The 19,976-nt window shown below is 57.6% G+C and carries 13 protein-coding genes and 2 tRNA genes; 11 read left to right on the forward strand and 4 right to left on the reverse strand.

Going from position 1 to position 19,976, the window contains the following annotated elements; genetic code table 11:
* Nucleotides 1-8: 8 nt before the first annotated feature.
* The 3 genes from BP38_RS0101160 to BP38_RS18415 form a co-directional block, all read right to left on the reverse strand.
* Nucleotides 9-968 (reverse strand): ketopantoate reductase family protein, encoded by a 960-nt coding sequence (locus tag BP38_RS0101160; RefSeq protein ID WP_026986221.1) that lies wholly within the window; start codon nt 966-968, stop codon nt 9-11.
* A gap of 28 nt (nt 969-996) precedes the next feature.
* The gene (locus BP38_RS0101165; RefSeq protein ID WP_026986222.1) at nt 997-2,394 is read right to left on the reverse strand and encodes a hypothetical protein; all 1,398 of its coding nucleotides are present in this window, start codon (nt 2,392-2,394) and stop codon (nt 997-999) included.
* A gap of 279 nt (nt 2,395-2,673) precedes the next feature.
* The gene (locus BP38_RS18415) at nt 2,674-2,955 is read right to left on the reverse strand and encodes a hypothetical protein (protein WP_051608813.1); all 282 of its coding nucleotides are present in this window, start codon (nt 2,953-2,955) and stop codon (nt 2,674-2,676) included.
* Nucleotides 2,956-3,102: 147 nt separating this feature from the next.
* Here BP38_RS18415 and BP38_RS0101175 point away from each other — a divergent pair.
* From BP38_RS0101175 to BP38_RS23055, 3 genes are all read left to right on the forward strand, one after another.
* A tRNA-Leu gene (locus tag BP38_RS0101175) sits at nt 3,103-3,189 on the forward strand.
* Nucleotides 3,190-3,297: 108 nt separating this feature from the next.
* Nucleotides 3,298-3,384: transfer RNA gene (locus BP38_RS0101180), tRNA-Leu, on the forward strand.
* A 385-nt stretch (nt 3,385-3,769) separates the two neighbouring features.
* Entirely contained in the window at nt 3,770-5,080 is a 1,311-nt protein-coding gene (locus BP38_RS23055) for a DUF502 domain-containing protein (protein WP_245602283.1), read from the forward strand.
* Between the two features lie 6 nt (nt 5,081-5,086).
* On the opposite strand, the gene recG is transcribed toward BP38_RS23055, so the two are convergent.
* On the reverse strand, nt 5,087-7,168 hold the full coding sequence (gene recG, locus BP38_RS0101195) for an ATP-dependent DNA helicase RecG (protein ID WP_026986223.1): 2,082 nt from the start codon (nt 7,166-7,168) through the stop codon (nt 5,087-5,089).
* Nucleotides 7,169-7,250: 82 nt separating this feature from the next.
* On the opposite strand from recG, the gene BP38_RS0101200 reads away from it, so the two are divergent.
* The 8 genes from BP38_RS0101200 to tsf all read left to right on the forward strand — a co-directional run bounded on the left by BP38_RS0101200 (nt 7,251) and on the right by tsf (nt 19,966).
* Nucleotides 7,251-7,529, forward strand: a complete 279-nt coding sequence (locus BP38_RS0101200; protein WP_026986224.1) for an FAD assembly factor SdhE — start codon at nt 7,251-7,253, stop codon at nt 7,527-7,529.
* Nucleotides 7,526-11,029, forward strand: a complete 3,504-nt coding sequence (mfd, locus tag BP38_RS0101205) for a transcription-repair coupling factor (RefSeq protein ID WP_026986225.1) — start codon at nt 7,526-7,528, stop codon at nt 11,027-11,029. Before BP38_RS0101200 ends, mfd begins: the two co-directional genes overlap by 4 nt.
* A 115-nt stretch (nt 11,030-11,144) precedes the next feature.
* Nucleotides 11,145-12,470 carry a proline--tRNA ligase gene (proS, locus tag BP38_RS0101210; RefSeq protein ID WP_026986226.1) on the forward strand — a complete coding sequence of 442 codons (1,326 nt, stop codon included), beginning with the start codon at nt 11,145-11,147 and terminating at the stop codon, nt 12,468-12,470.
* Between the two features lie 3 nt (nt 12,471-12,473).
* Entirely contained in the window at nt 12,474-13,721 is a 1,248-nt protein-coding gene (locus BP38_RS0101215) for a lipoprotein-releasing ABC transporter permease subunit (protein ID WP_026986227.1), read from the forward strand.
* Nucleotides 13,714-14,403 (forward strand): ABC transporter ATP-binding protein, encoded by a 690-nt coding sequence (locus BP38_RS0101220; protein ID WP_026986228.1) that lies wholly within the window; start codon nt 13,714-13,716, stop codon nt 14,401-14,403. The genes BP38_RS0101215 and BP38_RS0101220 overlap by 8 nt, the downstream gene beginning before the upstream one ends.
* 65 nt (nt 14,404-14,468) lie before the next feature.
* Nucleotides 14,469-17,942 carry a DNA polymerase III subunit alpha gene (dnaE, locus tag BP38_RS0101225; RefSeq protein WP_026986229.1) on the forward strand — a complete coding sequence of 1,158 codons (3,474 nt, stop codon included), beginning with the start codon at nt 14,469-14,471 and terminating at the stop codon, nt 17,940-17,942.
* Between the two features lie 193 nt (nt 17,943-18,135).
* Nucleotides 18,136-18,990 (forward strand): 30S ribosomal protein S2, encoded by an 855-nt coding sequence (gene rpsB / locus BP38_RS0101230; protein WP_026986230.1) that lies wholly within the window; start codon nt 18,136-18,138, stop codon nt 18,988-18,990.
* A gap of 49 nt (nt 18,991-19,039) precedes the next feature.
* The gene (gene tsf / locus BP38_RS0101235) at nt 19,040-19,966 is read left to right on the forward strand and encodes a translation elongation factor Ts (RefSeq protein ID WP_026986231.1); all 927 of its coding nucleotides are present in this window, start codon (nt 19,040-19,042) and stop codon (nt 19,964-19,966) included.
* Nucleotides 19,967-19,976: the final 10 nt, after the last annotated feature.

Here is a 19,976-nt window from a genome sequence, read left to right on the forward strand (position 1 = left end):
TCGTTCCTTCAGCCCGTGAAGACGGGCTGCCTGTTCTTGCGGGATGGGCGAAGGTCATGCCTTTCCATGGCATGAATGCTGTTTACCAGGGTTGCGTTGACCGGCGTGGCGATGCCCAGTCGCTTGCCCTCCTCGACGACAGAACCATTAATATCGTCCACTTCGCTGGGATCACCGGCCAGTCGGTCCAGCAGCATTGAAGGACGTGCACCGGGAATCTTGTGTCCGAAGGCGCGCACATACTTGGCAGGATCGTCGAAGTCGAGTTTCACGCCGGAAGCCAGCGCAACCTGCCAAGCTTCCTGTGCGCAGGCAGCAGAGACCTGATGGGCGTGCGGATCATCGGCAACCTCGCCGATCAGAAGCCCTGTGACGCAGCAGATGGCACTGTAGGCGGAGTTACAGATCAATTTGGTCCAGATCATGTGGTTGGCGTCGGGATCAGCCTCGGCATTGAAACCGGCGTCTTTCCAGACCTGAGCCACCTTTCGGGCCAATGCAAACTTCTCCGGGTTGCGTGCGGCGATGCGCACGATCTCCCATCCGGTATGTTCGACATGCCCAGGAGCAGGAATGGATGCACCAAATCCCCCGGCAATTCCCAGAAGGACACGGTCGCGTCCAACGATTTCCTCGGCAATGCGTGGTGCATTGAGGCCGTTTTGCACACAGAGCACGGCCGTATGTTCCTGTAGCAAGGGGGCGACATCGGCCAAAGCCGATTCCAGGTCGCGTGTCTTCGTGGCAACAATTACAAGGTCGCAAGCGCCAGGTTCTGCCGTATCTGTGGTGGCCTTTGGGTACGCAATCCAGTTTCCTGTAGCGCCTGAGACTTGGAGCCCGGATTCACGCACAGCCTCCATGTGTTCTGCCCAATGGTTGATGAGCCAGATGTCGTTTCCATTGCGGGCCAGCAATGCTCCGTAAATGGATCCCATCGCACCTGCGCCGAGTATGGCGATCTTCATTGCTGTGTCTCCCGTGCTTTATGGCTATTCAGGGGTGTGCCCCATTGATGATGATTTCCATTGTGCCTACGGTCAGGCCAAGGCCAGTGCTCGCAGTGATCCAGAAAAGCAGATTCCAGCGGTGCCCGATGACCCAGGGACCGACATTACCGTAGCGAGCAGCAACCAGGACGCCTGCCGTGAAGGGGGAACTGGCAACCGCCATGCACCAGCCCGATGACAGGGCCAAGGCTGCGGGCAGAGTGCTGGCGCCCGGCAGTGTTGTTTCAGCCAGGGCCGTTCCGATCAGAGTTGTCGTGATGATGGGGTTCAGGCCCAACTGTCCCAACAGGATCACCATCCAGATTGAAGCGGCCAGAGTGAGGGGGCGCGGCAAAAGATCGACAACACCGACCAGCCAGTCGTTAGGGATCGCAAAGGCCAGGAGGACGCCCAAAGCAGCCGTGTTGCCACTGACACCGATTTCGGACCTCTGGCTGGGCAGGAGGCGTGACAGATAACGACGCAGGGTGCTGAGCGTATAGCTGTGCCCGTGCTCGGGGTCCTCTTGTCGTTCCAAAGGGATGTGAGTGGCTGCACGTGACTGTCGCATCAGCCAGGCGAGTGCGAGGAAGGGTATCGAGGCAATGACGCCCACGATAATCGCAGAGTTGAAGAGTTCCGACAGGCCAAAGGCCATGATGAATATTGCGGCAACAAGGCCCAGCAGGGGCAGGAAATCGATCCAGCGTCCTTCTTTCGGGGCACCGGGACTTGAGCCGGGACGTGGGCGGGGACTGGTCAGACGGTCAAGGACCCAGCCCCACAACAGGGTCAGCATGGCCAGGCTGAAACCACTCAGAATGAAGGCCGTGGTATCGGTTTGCGGCAAGCTTGCCATGACCACGGCAAAGGAGACCGACAGCGGTGACCAGACCGATATCGTCGCAAAGCCGCGTTGGACTGCGGTAATCATGCGCCGCCTGCGAATCAGGCGACGACGCTCGATCTCCTCGGCTGTGCCCTGGTCCTCATGGGAGGCCAGGGCGCGGTGCACCAGTTCGCCCAACAGGCTCATCGCACCGATGCTGAGAAGCAGGGAAATCAAGTGCCCGCCGGCGGAAAGCACAATATACCGGCGCCCGGGCGGCTGATGGACGATGACATCCCCACAGTTCGCGATCAGCCTGGAGTATTCGGCCACGGCGCTCAGCAGAGCCATGACGGCAAACAGCGACGCAATGAGCGCACCACGTGCACCGGCTTCAACGGCCCAGGTCCAGCCATCCTGCTCCTGGAACCAGCCAAGGATGATCAATGCGGCGCTCGTGACGATATAGATGTAAGGGGCTTTGCGGCTGCCGGGCAGGGCGGTCAGCACAAAGATCAAGAAGGAAACAGCGGCCAGTGACTCGGCGCCTGCAAGATTGAAGAGTCCGTCTGCCACAGTCGTTGCCACGCAGGCTAGGCCAGAAGCGCTGAGAATGATGCGACGAAGTCGTCCGATAGCTGGTGAGTGTGGGTTGACGATCGGTCTTTCCCGTACTGGGGCAGTGGACTGCCTTGTTATAGTGGTTCAGAAACCCTTGCAGCCTTCTATTGCTAGAATGGATAGAGCTTGCCTGCAATTGCCTGAGCTCTCACAAGCTTGCATAACGGCTCTTCGCGGAACGCGGGGGAGCTCTATCAGTTTGGCTCAATCACCAAGGATACGGTCGTGCCGAGTCTAGTCGCGGGAGTGCCTGTCGTCCTGTTCCGGCTCAGGCTCGGGACTCTGCTCACGTGCCTGCTCATGATGTCGCGTGTCGTGACCGCTGCGGTTGCTGTAGAACACCAGAGCCATGAGGCCGCCCCCCACCAGCAGAGTCAGGACGACGCCTCCGGTCAGGGCGATCCACCCGTGGGTGCCCAGACTTACGTCCCCCAGGTTGGTCCAGGTGGAGATGCCGATAATGCAGGCCAGCAACAGCAGGAAGCCCAGGAGAAGGTATAGAACCAGGTTCTTCATGACAGCTTGAATAGCATCTGGAAGAGGATGCTGCCAGACACTCCTTGGCAGATGTAAAAAAGCGTTTCTTGCTCTTGTGCTTTGGCGCCAAGATCGCTAATTAGTCGCCACCATCGAACGGCTTGCCGCTTGATGAAAAATGGACGTGCGGCTGTGGCGGAACTGGTAGACGCGCAGCGTTGAGGTCGCTGTGGGGGAGACCCCGTGGAGGTTCAAATCCTCTCAGCCGCACCAAATTTTTGTCCCGCTACAGGAACCCGCAAAAAGGGTTTGACAGAGCCGGGGTCGATGGAGTGAAAGAAGGGCCTACCCTCCGAGCCCATGCTCGGAGCCTTGAGCGTCGCGGCTGTGGCGGAATTGGTAGACGCGCAGGTTTCAGGTACCTGTGGTGGAAACACCGTGGTGGTTCGAGTCCACTCAGCCGCACCAATCCTTGCGAAGCAAGTCTCGCAAGGGAATGCCTAGAAAATGCAAAATCGAAATTGCTTCGCGCCAAGTCAGGTTGCCATTCTCCTGCCTTGATGGCAGCCTAGTCGACTGATGTATGTATCCTTGGTTTTCCGAAGCAGGGCAGATTGTTGTGTGTGCCTGTCCGTCTTGTGAAAAGGAAGACACAAGCAAGGGTTCCCTGTACTACTTCCGGCCAGTTTGCGATGAGCAGTGGCTAGGCACCTGTTTTGCACTGGGAAAATGAATGGCGAAAAAGCCCGGTCCAAAAGAATCGCAAGAATCTGACTCCCACCCCGAAGATGATCCCCTGTCCAAGATCGCGCCTCATAGCGGTTTCATAGGACGGCTGCGGAACTATTTTCTGGTGGGAGTTCTGCTTACGGCGCCCATCGCCATCACGATTTGGATTGCTTGGGGTGTTATCGATTTTTTCGATACACGCGTACGACCCCTGGTGCCCGCGGATTGGAATCCAGACACCTATCTGCCTTTCTCGGTTCCTGGGCTGGGGCTGTTATTGGTTCTGATTTTTCTGACGTTCATCGGCATGTTCACCGCCGGTCTGGTCGGACGTGCCCTGATGGACTCTGGCGAGAACCTGTTGGCCAGAGTACCTATTGTCCGCAGTATCTATGGCTCTTTGAAACAGGTTTTCGAGACGGTTCTTGCCCAGAATTCACGCGCTTTTCGAGATGTCGTTCTGGTGGAATATCCTTATCAGGGTGTATGGGCAATTGGTTTCGTGACTTCGGAAACAACAGGCGAGGTCCAGCGGTTGACGGAGGGAGAAGTTGTCTCTGTTTTCGTACCGGCCACGCCCAATCCGACAACGGGTTTCCTGCTTTTCCTTCCAAAGGATGAGGTTCATCACCTGGACATGACGGTCGAACAAGGTCTCAAGCTTGTCATTTCCGGAGGAATTGTCGTACCGCCGCGCGGAGAGCCTCGCTCCTTGCCGGAAATGTTCAAGGAGCAAAAGACCGTCAAGGCGGCTGGCTTGGGTTTTGCAGCGCGATTGCGGAACTACTTCCTGACCGGGGTGCTGGTGACCTCACCTGTGGTAATTACCTTTTGGCTGGTTTGGGAGATCATTACTTTCGTTGATGGCAGAGTGAAGCCGATGATTCCCCTGGAACTGCAGCCCACGCATTATCTGCCTGTCGGCTTTCCCGAGATACCTGGAATCGGGCTGCTGGTGGCCATCGTTGGTCTGACCATCATCGGCATGTTCGGTGCCGGCATAATCGGACGTGCGGTTTTGCGGACAGCGTCCTGGATTTTCGGACGTCTGCCCGTGATACGCAGTATCTATGGAGCTTTGCGCCAGATTGTGGAAACCATTTTGGCCAGCCAATCGGATGCATTCCGGGAATGCGTCCTGTTTCAGTATCCACGTCGCGGTTCCTGGGTGATTGGTTTCCTGACGGGCAAGACCGAAGGACAGGTGCAGGGACTGACCGAGGCCAACGTCATTAACGTTTTCATGCCGACAACCCCGAACCCCACATCCGGATTCCTCATGTTCGTGCCCAAGGACGAGGTCAGGCCCTTGACCATGACGGTCGAGGAAGGCTTGAAGATGGTTGTTTCTGGCGGTCTGGTTGTGCCGCCTGATCGTGGTGAACCGGAAACGGAAGAAAACCTACCCGAAGGCCATCCTCAGGCTGTCGGTTGAAGCAGGTTAGCCGGAGCGCAGATACCGAACGGCACTGTCGCGTTCAAACAGATAGAGTAGTACGCGCAGGGCCTTGCCCCGTTCTGATTCAAGCTGAGGGTCACGCTGAAGGATCAAGCTGGCATCGTCGCGCGCTGCCATCAGCAAATCTGCGTGAGCGGCTGGGTCAGCCAGGCGGAATTCGGGGAAGCCGCTTTGGCGTGTGCCCAGAATCTCGCCGGATCCCCGCAATTTCAAGTCTTCCTCCGCAATGTGGAAGCCGTCGTCACTTTCCCTGAGAACACGCAATCGTTCGCTGGCCACCTCACCCAAAGGCGCTTGATACAGTAAGAGGCAGGTGGATTTCCCGCTCCCGCGTCCCACACGTCCTCTCAGTTGGTGCAGCTGGGCCAGGCCAAAGCGTTCGGCATGTTCTATCACCATGACCGTGGCTTCGGGGACATCGACGCCAACCTCGATCACGGTCGTTGCGACAAGAACGAGGAGGCGCCCCTCCGAAAAAGCCAGCATGACCTCGTCTTTTTCGGCGGCCTTCATCCTTCCGTGAACCAATCCAACCTTGCCAGGGAATGCCTGCTCAAGGGTTTCAAAACGTTGTTCAGCCGCAGCCAGATCACTCGTCTCGGATTCTTCCACGAGGGGACACAGCCAATAGACGCGTGCGCCCCTGCTCAATGCGCGCCCAACGGCCTGCACCACTTCAGGCAGGCGTTCCAGTGGAAGCGTGCGGGTGTCCACCGTCTGGCGTCCGGGCGGCTTCTCAGTCAGTCGCGAGGACTCCATGTCGCCATAACTGGTCAGCAGCAGCGTGCGAGGGATAGGGGTCGCCGTCATGACCAGGGTATCGATTGCCTTTCCCTTGCCGGCCAGGGACAGACGTTGATGCACACCGAAGCGATGCTGCTCATCAATAACGGCCATTCCCAGACTGTGGAACTTGATCGTTTCCTGGAACAATGCGTGTGTGCCGATGACAAGTTGCGCTTCACCGTTTTCGAGCTGCTCAAGCAGAGCGGCGCGTGCCTTGCCCTTGTCGCGTCCTGTAAGGATGACCGTCGAGATGCCAACAGCGTCCGCCAAGGGCTGAATGGTCTTGTAATGCTGGCGTGCCAGAATTTCAGTCGGGGCCATGAGGGCGGCCTGGTAACCACATTCAACAACGTCCAGCATGGCCAAAAGGGCCACCAGTGTCTTGCCACTACCCACGTCGCCCTGCAGCAAGCGAAGCATGCGGCTCTCATCGGCCAGGTCTGCGCGAATCTCGCCGAGTGCCACCTGTTGGCTGTGGGTCAGGGAAAACGGCAGCGTTGATACAGCCCTTTCGGCCAGGTGTCCTGGTGCCTTCCTGCCGATTCCAGCCAATTTCTTCTGGTTCAGGCGAATGATACCCAGCGCCAACTGGTTTGAAAGCAGTTCATCATAAGCCAGCCTTGAGCGTTCCGGGGCCAGCGGTGAGAGGTTTTCCCTGTTCTCTGGGTGATGGGCCTTTTGCAGTGAAGCTTTCCATGCGGTCCAGCCCTGACGTTGCAGATAGGCGGGATCTTGCCATTCCGGAAGGTCTGGTGCCCGTTGAACGGCTTCCCGGATGGCATTGGCCGCAACACGGGGCTTGAGGCCTGCCGTCAAGGGGTAGATTGCCTCGACCAGGGGCAGGCGTGCCTGTTCTTCTGGAGGAAGGATGAAATCCGGATGTGCCATCTGCAGGCGCCCATGGAAGCTGTCCAGATTTCCGCTAACCAGTCGTGTTTCTCCAATCGGCAGAATGCGCTTGAGATAATCTTCCCTGGCATGGAAGAAGACCAGCTCCAGTTCCCCTGTCTCATCATGGCAGTCGATGCGATAGGGATGCCGGGCGTTGGCTCCTGGACGATGGGCAGCAACGGTCACCTTCAGGGTTGCAACATGTCCGGGCTCTGCTTGTTGAAGCTTAGGACGGTAGCGGCGGTCGATTACATTGCTGGGCAATAGCCAACAGAGATCGATCAGTTTGTTGCCGGCCAGTTTGGCGAACAGCTTGGCGACACGGCTACCAACACCGGGCAGTGTTTCTGTTTCCGCGAAGAGGGGATTGAGGATATCCGGGCGCACGATGCTGGTGTGGTGCTTGATTGTTCACTGACATTGCGGTTCTGACGGCCTATATCCTAGCCGGAGCGAAGGGAAGCACAAAATGAAAGACACCGAGGACCTTGAAACCAAGCGCAAGCGTTTGCGGTTTCGCAGTTGGCATCGTGGCATTCGGGAAATGGACTTGCTGGTGGGAAGCTTTGCCGATAAGCGGCTTGCGGAACTGGATGCCGAGCAGCTTTCACGTTACGAAGAGCTGCTCCTGGAAAGTGATCCGGACCTCTATGCCTGGATGACCGGCCGGGCGGAGCCTCCGGACGAACTCAACCACGATGTCATGCAGATGATGCGCCAATTCGAGTACAAGCCGCAACTGGATTGAAATTGAGAGAAGATCTCCTGAAAACACCCGGGCGGAGCACGCTTGGAAATGTACCGGAAGGCGTGGATGCCTGTGTTCTGCTGCGCCTTTTGGAAGAAGCCGCCAGCAAGAAGGTGCCGCTGCTTCATGTCTGCCGGGATGATGCGCGCATGGCACGCTTGGCCGAGGTGCTGTCGTTCTTTGCGCCGAATTTGGATATTCTGTCCGTACCGGCCTGGGACTGTCTGCCGTATGACAGGGTCAGCCCACACAGGGATATAGTCTCCCAGCGAATAGCTGGCTTGAGCCGTTTGATTTCGGACAAACCGCCTGAAATCGTACTCACAACAGTCAATGCGCTTTTGCAGCGCCTTCCGCCGCGCGATCTGTTCGAGGGGCGTACTTTGTCGGCACGTCCCGGCAAGAGTCTCCCTCCCGAACACTTGACGGCCTTCCTTAACGAGAATGGCTTTCAACGCGTGGAAACCGTGGCGGAGCCTGGTGAATATGCCTTGCGCGGCGGCATCATCGACCTATTCCCGGCCGGTGAGGAAAACCCGCTGCGTCTGGATTTCTTTGGCGATGAACTGGAAAGCATTCGTGTCTTCGATCCGCTGTCCCAGCGGACAACTGGCAAGTCTGACCTTCTAACGCTGCTTCCAGTCAACGAGGTCGTTCTTGACGAAGATACGGCCGAACGTTTTCGCAGTGGCTACCGATCGGCCTTCGGAGCAAGAGTCAGTGAAGATCCTCTCTATCAGGCAATCAGCGAACAACGCCGCCACCCTGGCTTGGAACACTGGTTACCGCTTTTTTACGAAAAGCTGGAGCGCCTGACAGACTACTTGCCGAATGCGCCTCTATCCTTTGACCCTCAGGTGGGGGAAGCACGTGATGTGCGCCTTGAATCCATACAGGATTTCTATGACGCACGCCGGCAGATGGAAGGGCAGGAGCAGCTGGACGGTGCCCCCTACCACCCCCTGCCGCCCGATAGACTCTACCTGACCGCCTCTGAATGGGATCAGATTGTCGAGGCCCGGCCCAGTCTGTTCTTTACACCTTTCGACCAGCCTTCCGATGAAGACCGGCGCGTTGTTGATGCGGGGGGACGGCGGCCAGCTGATTTCACTGCAGAGCGCAAGGATTCGGAAGGGTCTCTCTACAAGGCCCTGGCACAGTTCGTCAGTCAGGAACAGAAGGCCGGGCGACAGATTCTTATTGCCGGCTACAGCGAAGGATCCCGCGATCGCCTGCACACGGTTCTCAAGGAGCATGGACTAACGCGTGTGGCGCCTGTCTCTGATTGGCAGGAAGCCCAGAGCCTTCCAGCACAACAGGCTGCGCTTGTTGCCCTGGGTGTGGAGAAGGGATTTGGGTTTGGCGACCTGACGGTCATCTCGGAAGCGGATATCCTGGGCGAACGGATCGTCCGCTCGAAGACGAGGAAACGCCGTTCCGACAATTTCCTGACAGAAGTTTCAACCCTCCACGCTGGCGATTACGTGGTGCATGTGGATCATGGCATCGGCCGTTATGAAGGCTTGGAGACACTGGATGTAGGTGGTGCGCCCCATGATTGCGTGAAAGTCGTCTATCACGGTGGCGACAAGCTTTATGTGCCTGTCGAATCGATCGAAGTGCTCTCCCGCTACGGCTCGGCAGACACGGTGGCCGAGCTCGACCGCCTGGGCCATGGCAACTGGCAGGCACGCAAGGCCAAGGTCAAGGAGCGGCTGAAGGAAACCGCCGATCACCTTATCGCAGTGGCAGCCGAGCGGGAATTGAAGCAGACCGAAACCATGAATCCCCCCGAAGGCCTCTACGAGGAATTCTGTGCCCGTTTCCCCTATCCGGAAACAGATGACCAGCTGCGCGCTATTGAAGACCTGCTGAACGATCTGGGCAGCGGCAAACCAATGGATCGCTTGATTTGCGGAGACGTGGGTTTCGGCAAGACCGAGGTTGCCCTGCGCGCTGCCTTCATCGTTGCAATGTCGGGAAGGCAGGTGGCGGTGGTTGTGCCGACGACACTTCTGGCACGCCAGCATTACGAAACACTGAAGGAACGTTTTGCGGGGCTGCCGGTTCGCATTGGCCAGCTCTCACGGCTGACCGGCAGCAAGGAAGCGGCCCAGGTTCGCCAGAACCTGAAGGACGGCACCCTGGACATTGTTGTCGGAACGCATGCGTTGTTGGGCAAGTCCGTTGGATTCAAGGATCTGGGCCTGCTCATCATCGATGAAGAGCAGCACTTCGGGGTGAAGCAGAAGGAGCGGCTGAAGGAATTGCGGGCCGAGGTTCACGTCCTGACCCTGACGGCCACGCCAATCCCGCGCACCCTGCAACTGGCAATGTCGGGCGTTAAGGAGATGAGCCTGATTGCTACACCTCCAGTGGATCGCCTGGCTGTCAGAACCTTTGTCCTGCCCTATGACTCCGTTGTCATTCGAGAAGCGATTCTGCGCGAGCACTTTCGCGGCGGACAGTGCTTCTATGTCTGTCCACGACTTGAGGATATAGCTGGTGTCGAGGAGCGACTCAGGAAATTGGTGCCCGAGGTGCGTATCGGTGTTGCTCATGGGCAATTGCCGGGCACACAGCTGGAAGAGGTGATGTCGGCCTTTGTCGACCACCGATATGACGTGCTGTTGTCGACCAACATTGTGGAATCCGGTCTGGATATACCCGCTGCCAACACCCTGATCATTCACAGGGCCGACATGTTCGGGTTGGCGCAGCTTTATCAGCTTCGCGGCCGGGTGGGGCGCTCCAAACAGAGAGGCTATGCCTATCTGACCTTGCCGCAGGGCCGGATACTGACCAAGACGGCGGAAAAGCGCCTGGAGGTCATGCAGACCCTGGATACCCTGGGGGCCGGTTTTACCCTGGCCAGCCACGACATGGATATTCGCGGTGCCGGAAACCTGTTGGGCGAGGAGCAATCCGGTCATGTACGCGAAGTCGGGGTCGAACTCTATCAGCAGCTTCTGGAAGAGGCTGTGGCGGCGGCCCGGTCTCGACAGGAAGATATACAGCCGGAATCAATGGGCGAGGACAGTTGGACGCCCCAGATCAACTTGGGGACCTCTGTCCTGATTCCGGAGAACTACGTCAGTGACCTGCACGTACGCATGGGACTCTATCGCAGACTCTCAACTCTTGTGGATCGCAGCGAAATCGAATCTTTTGCGGCGGAGTTGATCGACCGCTTCGGACCCTTGCCCGAGGAAGTGGAGAACCTGCTTGAAATCATAGCTATCAAGCAGCTTTGTCGCGATGCTGGAGTCGAGAAACTTGACGCAGGACCGAAGGGGGCCGTTCTTTCCTTTCGTGGAGACAGCTTTGCCAATCCGGGTGCATTGGTTAACTTCATCGAACGTAATCCTGGTAAGATACAGTTGCGCCCGGATCACAAGCTTGTCTATCGCCGGGCCTGGGAAGAGCCGAGGGACAGGATGAAGGGTGTCCGCCAATTGCTGGACAAGCTGGCGCAGGCCGCAATGAAGCAGGCGGCCTGAATTTGTTGTTTTCCTGATCCGGCGAAGTCATGGACAAGGCCTTGGGCTTTGCCTACTCTCCGCTGCAATCAGTCCACGGTCTTCATTATCCGGCTCACACTTACCGAGGCAATTCATGCGCCGATCAGCTTTTTTCCTGCCGACTATGAAAGATACCCCCAAGGAAGCGGAGATTGCCTCCCACAGGTTGATGCTGCGGGCGGGCATGATCCGGCAATCTTCCGCTGGAATCTACTCATGGTTGCCTCTGGGGTATCGAGTCCTGCGCAATATCGAAAAGATTGTCCGTGAAGAACAGGACCGCGCTGGCTGTCAGGAAATGCTGATGCCGACCATCCAGTCTTCCGAGTTATGGGAGAAGTCCGGGCGTTACGATGATTACGGCCCTGAGATGCTGCGCATTCGCGACCGCCATGACCGGGACATGCTCTATGGTCCGACCAATGAGGAACTGATCACCGATATCTTTGCGCACTCGGTCCGCAGCTATCGGGAACTGCCCAAGCTGCTTTATCACATCCAGTGGAAGTTCCGTGACGAAGTGCGCCCGCGATTTGGCGTCATGCGCGGCCGGGAATTCCTGATGAAGGATGCCTATTCCTTTGATCCGAATTATGAAGCGGCCAGAGAATCTTATAACAAGTTCTTCGTGGCCTATCTCAGGACCTTTGCCCGCATGGGTCTGAAGGCTATTCCCATGGAGGCGGATACGGGGCCGATTGGCGGCAATCTCAGTCACGAGTTCATCATTCTGGCCGAAACCGGAGAGAGCCAGGTTTTCTGCGACAGGAACTTTGTGGAATACGATGTGCTTGGTACGGACATTGATGCCAGCAACACCACTCAGGCGGCCGAAGTGGTCGATTATTTCACACGCCTTTATGCACGCACGGACGAGAAGCACGACCCTGCGACCTTTGAAGCGGATGTTCCGTCCGAACGGCGCTATGAAGGCCGTGGTATCGAGGTGGGGCACATATTCTATTTCGGGACAAAGTATTCCGAGCCCCTGGGTGCCTTCTATGCCACCCGTGATGGGGAGGAAGCCCCTGTCCACATGGGATCCTATGGCATCGGTGTCTCGCGTCTGGTCGGCGGTATCATCGAGGCCAGTCATGATGATGACGGCATTATCTGGCCGGCGTCTGTTGCCCCCTTTGATGTCGGGCTGATCAACCTTCAAGTGGACAACGAAGATTGCACGAATGCCTGCGAAGATGCCTATGCACGGCTCAAGGAAGCCGGACTGGATGTCCTTTACGATGATCGTGAAGAGCGCGCAGGCGCCAAGTTTGCGGACATGGATCTGATTGGCTTGCCATGGCAAATGACCATCGGACCCAGGGGCCTGAAGAAAGGAGTCGTGGAGTTGAAGAACCGGGCCACAGGTGAGCGCCAGGAGCTTTCACTTGATTCGGCGCTGACGCAACTTGCGGGCTGACCCATGGTTTTCGGATCCTTCGAACGCCTTCTAGCCCTGCGCTATCTGCGATCCAGGCGGCAGGAAGGGTTCATATCGGTCATAGCCGGTTTTTCCCTGATGGGCATTGCTTTGGGTGTGGCGACCCTGATCATTGTCATGGCGGTCATGAACGGTTTTCGTGAAGAGCTGCTTGGCCGCATTCTGGGCGTCAACGGGCACATGACGGTCTACAGCAACCAAGGCCAAATGACCGACTACGACACCATTGCCGATCAAATTCGTAGCGTGGAAGGTGTGCAACTCGTCACCCCGCAGGTACAGGGGCAGGTCATCGTCACAGCAGGAGACCGCGCCATCGGGGGAGCGGTCCGCGGGGTGTCCCTCGAAGATCTGAAAGAGCGCACGGTTATATCCGACAATGTAATGCAGGGCTCTCTGGAACAATTCAGCGAGCAGTCAGGTATCCTGATAGGCAGCCGAATGGCGCAGAATCTGCAAAAGCAGCCTGGTGACACACTTACCCTGCTGTCTCCACAAGGTTCCGAGACTGTGGTGGGGACCGTCCCACGCATGAAGGGCTATCCCGTTTCGGGGACCTTCGAGGTCGGAATGTACGAGTATGACAGCAGTTTCATCTATATGCCGCTCGAATTGGCGCAGACCTTCTTTCGCTACCAGGATTCCGTGAATGCCATAGAGGTCTTTGTGGATGATCCGGACCAGGTCTGGGAGATCCGTCAGGAGATCGCGTCTGTCCTGGGCAACGACTATCGATATGTGGATTGGCAGCAAGCCAACTCCAGCTTCTTCAACGCCATCCAGGTTGAGCGGAATGTAATGTTCATCATCCTGTCCCTGATCATTCTGGTGGCCGCTTTCAATATCCTGTCCGGTCAGTACATGCTCGTGAAGGGGAAGGGGCGCGATATTGCCATTCTTCGCACCATGGGAGCGACCAGTGGCATGATACTGCGTATCTTCTTCATGTCCGGTGCCTCTATCGGGCTGATCGGAACCCTGGCCGGGGTGCTTATCGGCATTGTGTTCACGGACAACATCCAGACGATCCAGAGCTGGGTGGAGCAACTCTTCGGAACGGCCGTGTTCAATCCGGAGGTCTATTTCCTGAGCAAGCTGCCGGCTGAGCGGGATCCCGCAGAAGTGCTGCAAGTTGTGCTCATGGCGCTTGGCATCTCCTTCCTGGCGCCGTTGCTGCCAGCATGGCAAGCCGCTCGCCTGGATCCGGTGGAGGCGCTGCGCTATGAGTGAGCAGAGAGTCGAGCGCCTGAAGCTGGACCAAGTCGTCAAGCGCTACAAACAGGGCGATCGCGGTCTGGAGGTGCTGAAAGGTGCCTCCATGACCCTTTACAGTGGTGAGATCGTCGCCCTGGTCGGGCCTTCGGGGTCTGGGAAATCAACGCTTCTGCACATAGCCGGACTTCTGGAAAAGCCGGACGCGGGTCGTATTGAGATTGCCGGGCAGGAAACACAGGATCTAGCGGATCGCGAGCGAACGGCAATACGTCGACGCCGCATCGGGTTTGTCTACCAGTACCACCACTTGCTGCCAGAGTTTACCGCCCTGGAGAACCTTATTGTGCCCCAGATGATCGCAGGCCTGAAGAAGCGCAAGGCAGCGGAGCACGCCCGGGAACTGTTGAATCTGGTTGGTCTGGGCGAGCGTGTCGAACACAGGCCGGCAAGGCTATCCGGCGGCGAGCAGCAGCGCGTGGCTCTGGCGCGGGCCATTATCAATCGCCCATCACTTGTGCTGGCGGATGAGCCCACGGGGAACCTGGATCCGGAAACTGCCGACAGCGTGTTCGACCTGCTCCAGAAACTGGTCCGTGGAACGGGCGTTGCTGCCATGATTGCCACGCACAATCTGGAGCTGGCCAGGAGCATGGACAGGATACTGCTTGTCGAGGACGGCCAGCTGGTCGGAGGCTGATCCATAACCAACGATTGGCAGAGAGGAACTGCGGATCGTTTCGCCCATGAACGGAGTCCTGGGGCATGGCACATTCAGATTTCGTGCACTTGCGCGTCCACAGCGCCTATTCCCTTTCTGAAGGTGCCATTCGGCTGAAGCAGTTGATCTCTCTTTGTCGGGATCAGGCCATGCCAGCCGTTGCCATGACTGACACCGGCAACCTGTTCGGTGCCCTGGAGTTCTCCATGGCGGCGACCGATGCCGGTGTGCAGCCTATCGTGGGAGCCGTTATGGGGGTGAGGCTCGAAACTGCGGGTCCCTTTGGTGAGCCTAGTGGCACTCCCAACAAGGTCGTTCTGCTTGTCCGGGACGAAGAGGGTTACCGCAATCTGCTGAAGCTGGTCAGCAAGTCCTTCCTGGAAACCCCGGATGGCGATCATCCGCATGTCCTGCTTGAAACCTTGAAACAGCACGGTGCCGGCCTGTTCCTCCTGACCGGTGGAACTGATGGTCCGATCGCGGACAGCCTGCTGGGAAACAGGAGCGAGCAGGCTGAGAGTGTTTTATTGCAGCTGCAGGAAAGCTTTGCGGATCGCCTGTATATGGAATTGCAGCGCCATGGCCTGCCCGAACAGGATCAGGTTGAAGAGCAGTTGATTGAGCTGGCGTACAAGCACGAGATCCCGCTTGTCGCCACGAATGATGCCTTCTTTCCCACGCGGGACCAGCATGAAGCCCATGACGCCCTGATCTGCATTGCTGAGAGCACCTATGTGGTGGAAAGCAACCGTCGGCAATTGACGCCCGAACACTATTTCAAGTCAGCCGAGGAGATGCGCGCGCTTTTCAGCGATCTGCCGGAAGCTGTCGACAACACCCTCGTGATTGCACGCCGCTGTGCCTATTTTCCGGAAAAGGTGGATCCCATTCTTCCCCCCTTTCCCAGCGAGGCCGGTCGAAGCGAGATCGAAGAGCTGAAGGCCCAGGCGCGGGAGGGGCTGGAGCAGCGTCTACAGGAGCATGTTTTTCTTCCGGATGAAGCAGACGCTGCTGTGGAGGAGAAGGCGGAACCCTATCGCAGTCGTCTGGAATACGAACTGGGCATCATCGAGCAGATGGGTTTTCCCGGCTATTTCCTGATCGTGGCTGATTTTATCAAGTGGGCCAAGAATCAGGGCATTCCGGTTGGTCCCGGGCGAGGGTCGGGGGCAGGTTCCGTTGTGGCTTGGGCCCTGACCATTACCGATCTGGATCCATTGCGCTGGGGGCTGCTTTTCGAGCGCTTCCTGAATCCGGAACGCATCTCCATGCCCGACTTCGATGTGGACTTCTGCCAGGAGCGCCGCGACGAAGTCATAAGCTATGTCCAGCAGCAATACGGAAGTGACAGGGTTGCTCAGATCATCACTTTCGGAAAGCTGCAGGCGCGCGCCGTCTTGCGTGATGTCGGCCGGGTGTTGCAGTTGCCGTATGGTCTTGTCGACCGACTCTGCAAGATGGTGCCCAACAATCCGGCCAATCCCGTAACCCTGCAGGAAGCGATCGATGGTGAGCCGCGTCTGCAGGAAGCCATGGAGAGCGAAGAGCAGATACGCCGGATGATTGACATCGCGCTGAAGCTGGAAGGGCTTTATCGCCATGCTTCGACTCACGCCGCTGGTGTTGTCATTGGTGACCGTCCCCTGGACGAATTGATTCCGCTTTATCGTGATCCGCGCTCGGACATGCCGGTGACCCAGTTCAATATGAAGTATGTGGAACTGGCCGGCCTGGTGAAGTTCGATTTTCTCGGGCTCAAGACCCTGTCTGTGTTGGCCAGGGCAAGAGACCTGATCCGCCAGCAACAGCCCGAATTCGACCTGGAAGGCATGCCGCTTGACGATACGGCGGCGTATGAATTGATGAGTCGGGGTGAAACGGTTGGTGTCTTTCAGTTGGAATCCTCGGGCATGCGGGATGCGCTGCGTCGCTTGAGGCCCGACCGTTTCGAAGACGTGATTGCGATGGTCGCGCTCTACCGCCCGGGTCCGATGGAGAACATTCCCTCCTACATCCGCCGCAAGAAAGGCGAGGAGGAGCCGGACTATCTTTATCCCACTCTGGAGCCCATCCTGCGCGAGACCTTCGGGATCATGATCTACCAGGAACAGGTCATGCAGATCGCGCAGGAACTGGCGGGCTATTCGCTAGGCGCCGCCGACATGCTGCGCAGGGCCATGGGCAAAAAGATCAAGTCGGAAATGGATGCCCAGCGCGAAATCTTCGTGGAAGGCGCTGTCGCCAAGGGGGTGGAGGAGCAGAAAGCGCGTTCCATCTTCGAATTGGTCAACAAGTTTGCCGGCTATGGTTTCAACAAGAGCCACGCTGCCGCCTATGCGCTTGTGGCCTATCAAACAGCATACCTGAAAGCGAACTATCCAGTGGAGTTCATGGCAGCCTCCATGACCTTCGAACTGGGCAACACCGACAAGCTCAATGTTTTTCGTCAGGAGTTGGTGCGCATGGGCGTCCCGTTGCTGACCCCGGACATCAACCGCTCGCATGCTGAATTTTCCGTGGAAGTGCTTCCGGACGGACAGGGCAAGGGAATTCGTTACGCCCTTGGGGCAATCAAGAATGTTGGGTCCTCTGCCATGGAAGCGCTGGTTCAGGAGCGGGAGACCAATGGCCCCTTCCGGTCTCTCTCGGACCTGGCGCAACGACTTGATGCAAGACAGATCAACAAGCGTGCCATTGAGAACCTGGCCTGTGCCGGTGGCTTTGACAGCCTGAACAGCAATCGCCAACAGGTTTTCCTGGCGGCTGAAACATTGGTGCGCCAGGCCGCCAGTGCAGCCACTGAGCGCGATGCCGGCCAGTTCAGTCTGCTTGGGGGAAATGGCACCGAAACCCAGGAGGATATTCGCCTTTCGCCAGTGAATGACTGGCCTGCAATGGAAAGGCTCAAGCACGAATTCGAAGCCATTGGCTTTTATCTTTCCGCCCATCCCCTGGATTCCTACGAAAATCTTCTGCAGCGTCGACGTGTTGTTTCCTTTGCCGAGTTGCCGCGGGCGATTGTAGGAGGGCAAACCCGTCAGGCGCTTGCCGGAATCGTGGTGGCCAAGCAAGAGCGAACCTCTAAGAAGGGCAGTCGCTTTGCCTTTGTTCAGATGTCCGATGCCAGCGGTGTCTTCGAAGTCACTGTCTTTTCCGAATTGCTGGTGCGGTGTCGGGAGTTGCTTGAGGGCGGCCGTCCATTGCTTGTGACGGTATCCGTCGAACGACAGTCTGAAGGCGACGAGCTGCGCCTGACAGCACAGGACTTCGAGGATCTGGAGGAATCCCTGGCCAAGACGGCAGCTGGATTGAGGGTTTGCCTTGAAGACGAGAGACCCTTGAAGGATCTGCGCAATCTTCTGGACAGGGAATCCCGGGGGCGTAGCCAAGTGACCCTGGTACTGACGCTGACCGATGGGCGTGAAGTGGAACTTGACCTGCCCGGAGGCTTCTCACTCTCCGCCAGTGGGCGACAAGCCATCAAATCGATACCCGGGGTTGTCGTGGAGGACCTCTGATATGCCGCAATTGCTGGCAGGGAGACATTTCAGGCCCTTGCTTTTTCCCTGCTTCGGCGGTATCACCCGCACCGTCTGAAAAACTCACGCAGGCTTTATGCGATCAGGCCCAGCGCATGGGCATCGCTCCGGTGTTCGGGATCTTTTATCTCCCGGATCACTGGCCTGCGGCGGCACAACCGGAGAAATGAAAATGGCAGTACCTAGTTATTCCATGCGCCAGCTCCTGGAAGCTGGTGTCCACTTTGGCCACACGACACGTCGCTGGAATCCGAACATGTCACCGTTCCTGTTCGGTGAACGTAACGGCATCCACATTATCGACCTCGAGCAGACGGTTCCTCTGCTGCACCAGGCCCTGGTTTTCATGCGCGAAGTGGCCGCCGGTGGCGGGCGTATCCTTTTCGTTGGGACAAAGCGCCAGGCGAGCGAGATCGTTGCCGACGCAGCTAAGCGGTGCGGACAGTATTATGTCAACGAACGCTGGCTGGGCGGGATGCTGACAAACTGGAAGACTGTTTCTCATTCGATCCGTCGCCTCAAGGAGCTTGAGGAGATCCTCTCGCAGGAAGAGACGGGTCTTACGAAGAAAGAAAACCTGAACCTGAACCGTGAGCGTGACAAGCTTGAACGGGCTCTGGGCGGCATCAAGGAAATGGGCGGACTGCCCGATGCCCTGTTTGTGATCGATACAAACAAGGAGCACCTGGCGCTTCAGGAAGCACGCAAGCTTGAGATTCCCGTCATTGCGGTGCTGGATTCCAACAGCAATCCAAAGGGCGTGGGATATCCTGTTCCGGGTAATGACGACGCTGTGCGCGCCATCAACCTCTATTGCGACCTGGCGGCCGACAGCATCCTGGATGGCCTGCAGCAAAGCATGGCGCGCCGGGGAGAGGATGTCGGTGCAGCCGAGGAAGTCACTGAGACCCTGCCTGAGGAAGGTGCTGAAACAGATCTTCCGGCGCCCGAGACTTCGGCAGCGGAAAGCAATGTGGCACCCGAAGGTGAGGATTTGGCTGAAGCCGAGAAGCCCAGCGGTTCATGAGCCGGCAACAGGTGTTGTCACGATAGAATTCGACTTGAGGGATTGAGAGATGGCTGAAATTACTGCGTCGCTCGTAAAGGAGCTACGCGAAAAGACCGGTGCCGGCATGATGGATTGCAAGAAAGCACTGAAGGAAACCGAAGGCAATCTGGAGGAGGCTCTGGATTGGCTGCGCAAGAAGGGCCTTTCTGCAGCTGCCAAGAAGGCAGACCGTACGGCAGCCGAGGGCTTGGTCGCGATCGCGATTGATGGCTCCCGCGGGGCGGTCCTGGAGGTGAATGCGGAAACCGACTTTGTCTCCCGCAATGAACAGTTCCAGGCCTATGTCAGCAAGGTTGCCGGTATTGCCCTGGACAAGGGCAGCGATATCGAAAAGCTGGCCGCCGCCGATTATCCGGGCACAGGTCGCAACGTGGGCGATGAACTGACGCAGTTGATTGCCACGATTGGTGAGAACATGAGCCTGCGCCGGGCTGAGGTCCTCTCCGTCGATAAGGGTGTCGTTTCAGGCTACATTCACAGTCAGGTGGCCGAAGGTCTGGGCCGCATCGGTGTGATCGTTGCTCTTGAATCCGAGGGGGACGCTGAAAAGCTTTCCGCACTGGGCAAGCAGATTGCCATGCACGTAGCCGCCACCAATCCGCTGGCTCTGGACCGGGATGGTGTGGATACGGCTGTTTTGGATCGCGAACGTCAGGTCCTGGCGGATCAGGCGCGTGCCAGCGGCAAGCCTGAGGATATCATCAACAAGATGGTGGAAGGGCGTCTGCGCAAGTTCTATGAGGAATCCGTTCTGCTTGAACAGGTCTTCGTCATAGATGGCGAGTCCAAGGTGAGCGATGTGCTTGAACAGGCTGCCAAGGATGTAGGCGCCCCAGTGAAACTGACAGGTTTTGTGCGCTATCAACTCGGTGAAGGTAAGGAAAAGCAGGAAAGTGACTTTGCCTCCGAGGTTGCAGCAGCGGCTGGCAACTGAGAATTGATCA

Origin of the sequence: Fodinicurvata fenggangensis DSM 21160, assembly GCF_000686045.1 — a bacterium.
GTDB lineage: Bacteria > Pseudomonadota > Alphaproteobacteria > Kiloniellales > DSM-21159 > Fodinicurvata > Fodinicurvata fenggangensis.

Coding starts and splice junctions, on each gene's coding strand:
- BP38_RS0101220 (WP_026986228.1), top strand. CDS start 13,714: ATGAGTGAGCAGAGAGTCGAGCGCCTGAAGCTGGACCAAGTCGTCAAG.
- BP38_RS18415 (WP_051608813.1), bottom strand. CDS start 2,955: ATGAAGAACCTGGTTCTATACCTTCTCCTGGGCTTCCTGCTGTTGCTG.
- proS (WP_026986226.1), top strand. CDS start 11,145: ATGCGCCGATCAGCTTTTTTCCTGCCGACTATGAAAGATACCCCCAAG.
- BP38_RS0101215 (WP_026986227.1), top strand. CDS start 12,474: ATGGTTTTCGGATCCTTCGAACGCCTTCTAGCCCTGCGCTATCTGCGA.
- tsf (WP_026986231.1), top strand. CDS start 19,040: ATGGCTGAAATTACTGCGTCGCTCGTAAAGGAGCTACGCGAAAAGACC.
- BP38_RS0101160 (WP_026986221.1), bottom strand. CDS start 968: ATGAAGATCGCCATACTCGGCGCAGGTGCGATGGGATCCATTTACGGA.
- dnaE (WP_026986229.1), top strand. CDS start 14,469: ATGGCACATTCAGATTTCGTGCACTTGCGCGTCCACAGCGCCTATTCC.
- BP38_RS0101200 (WP_026986224.1), top strand. CDS start 7,251: ATGAAAGACACCGAGGACCTTGAAACCAAGCGCAAGCGTTTGCGGTTT.
- rpsB (WP_026986230.1), top strand. CDS start 18,136: ATGGCAGTACCTAGTTATTCCATGCGCCAGCTCCTGGAAGCTGGTGTC.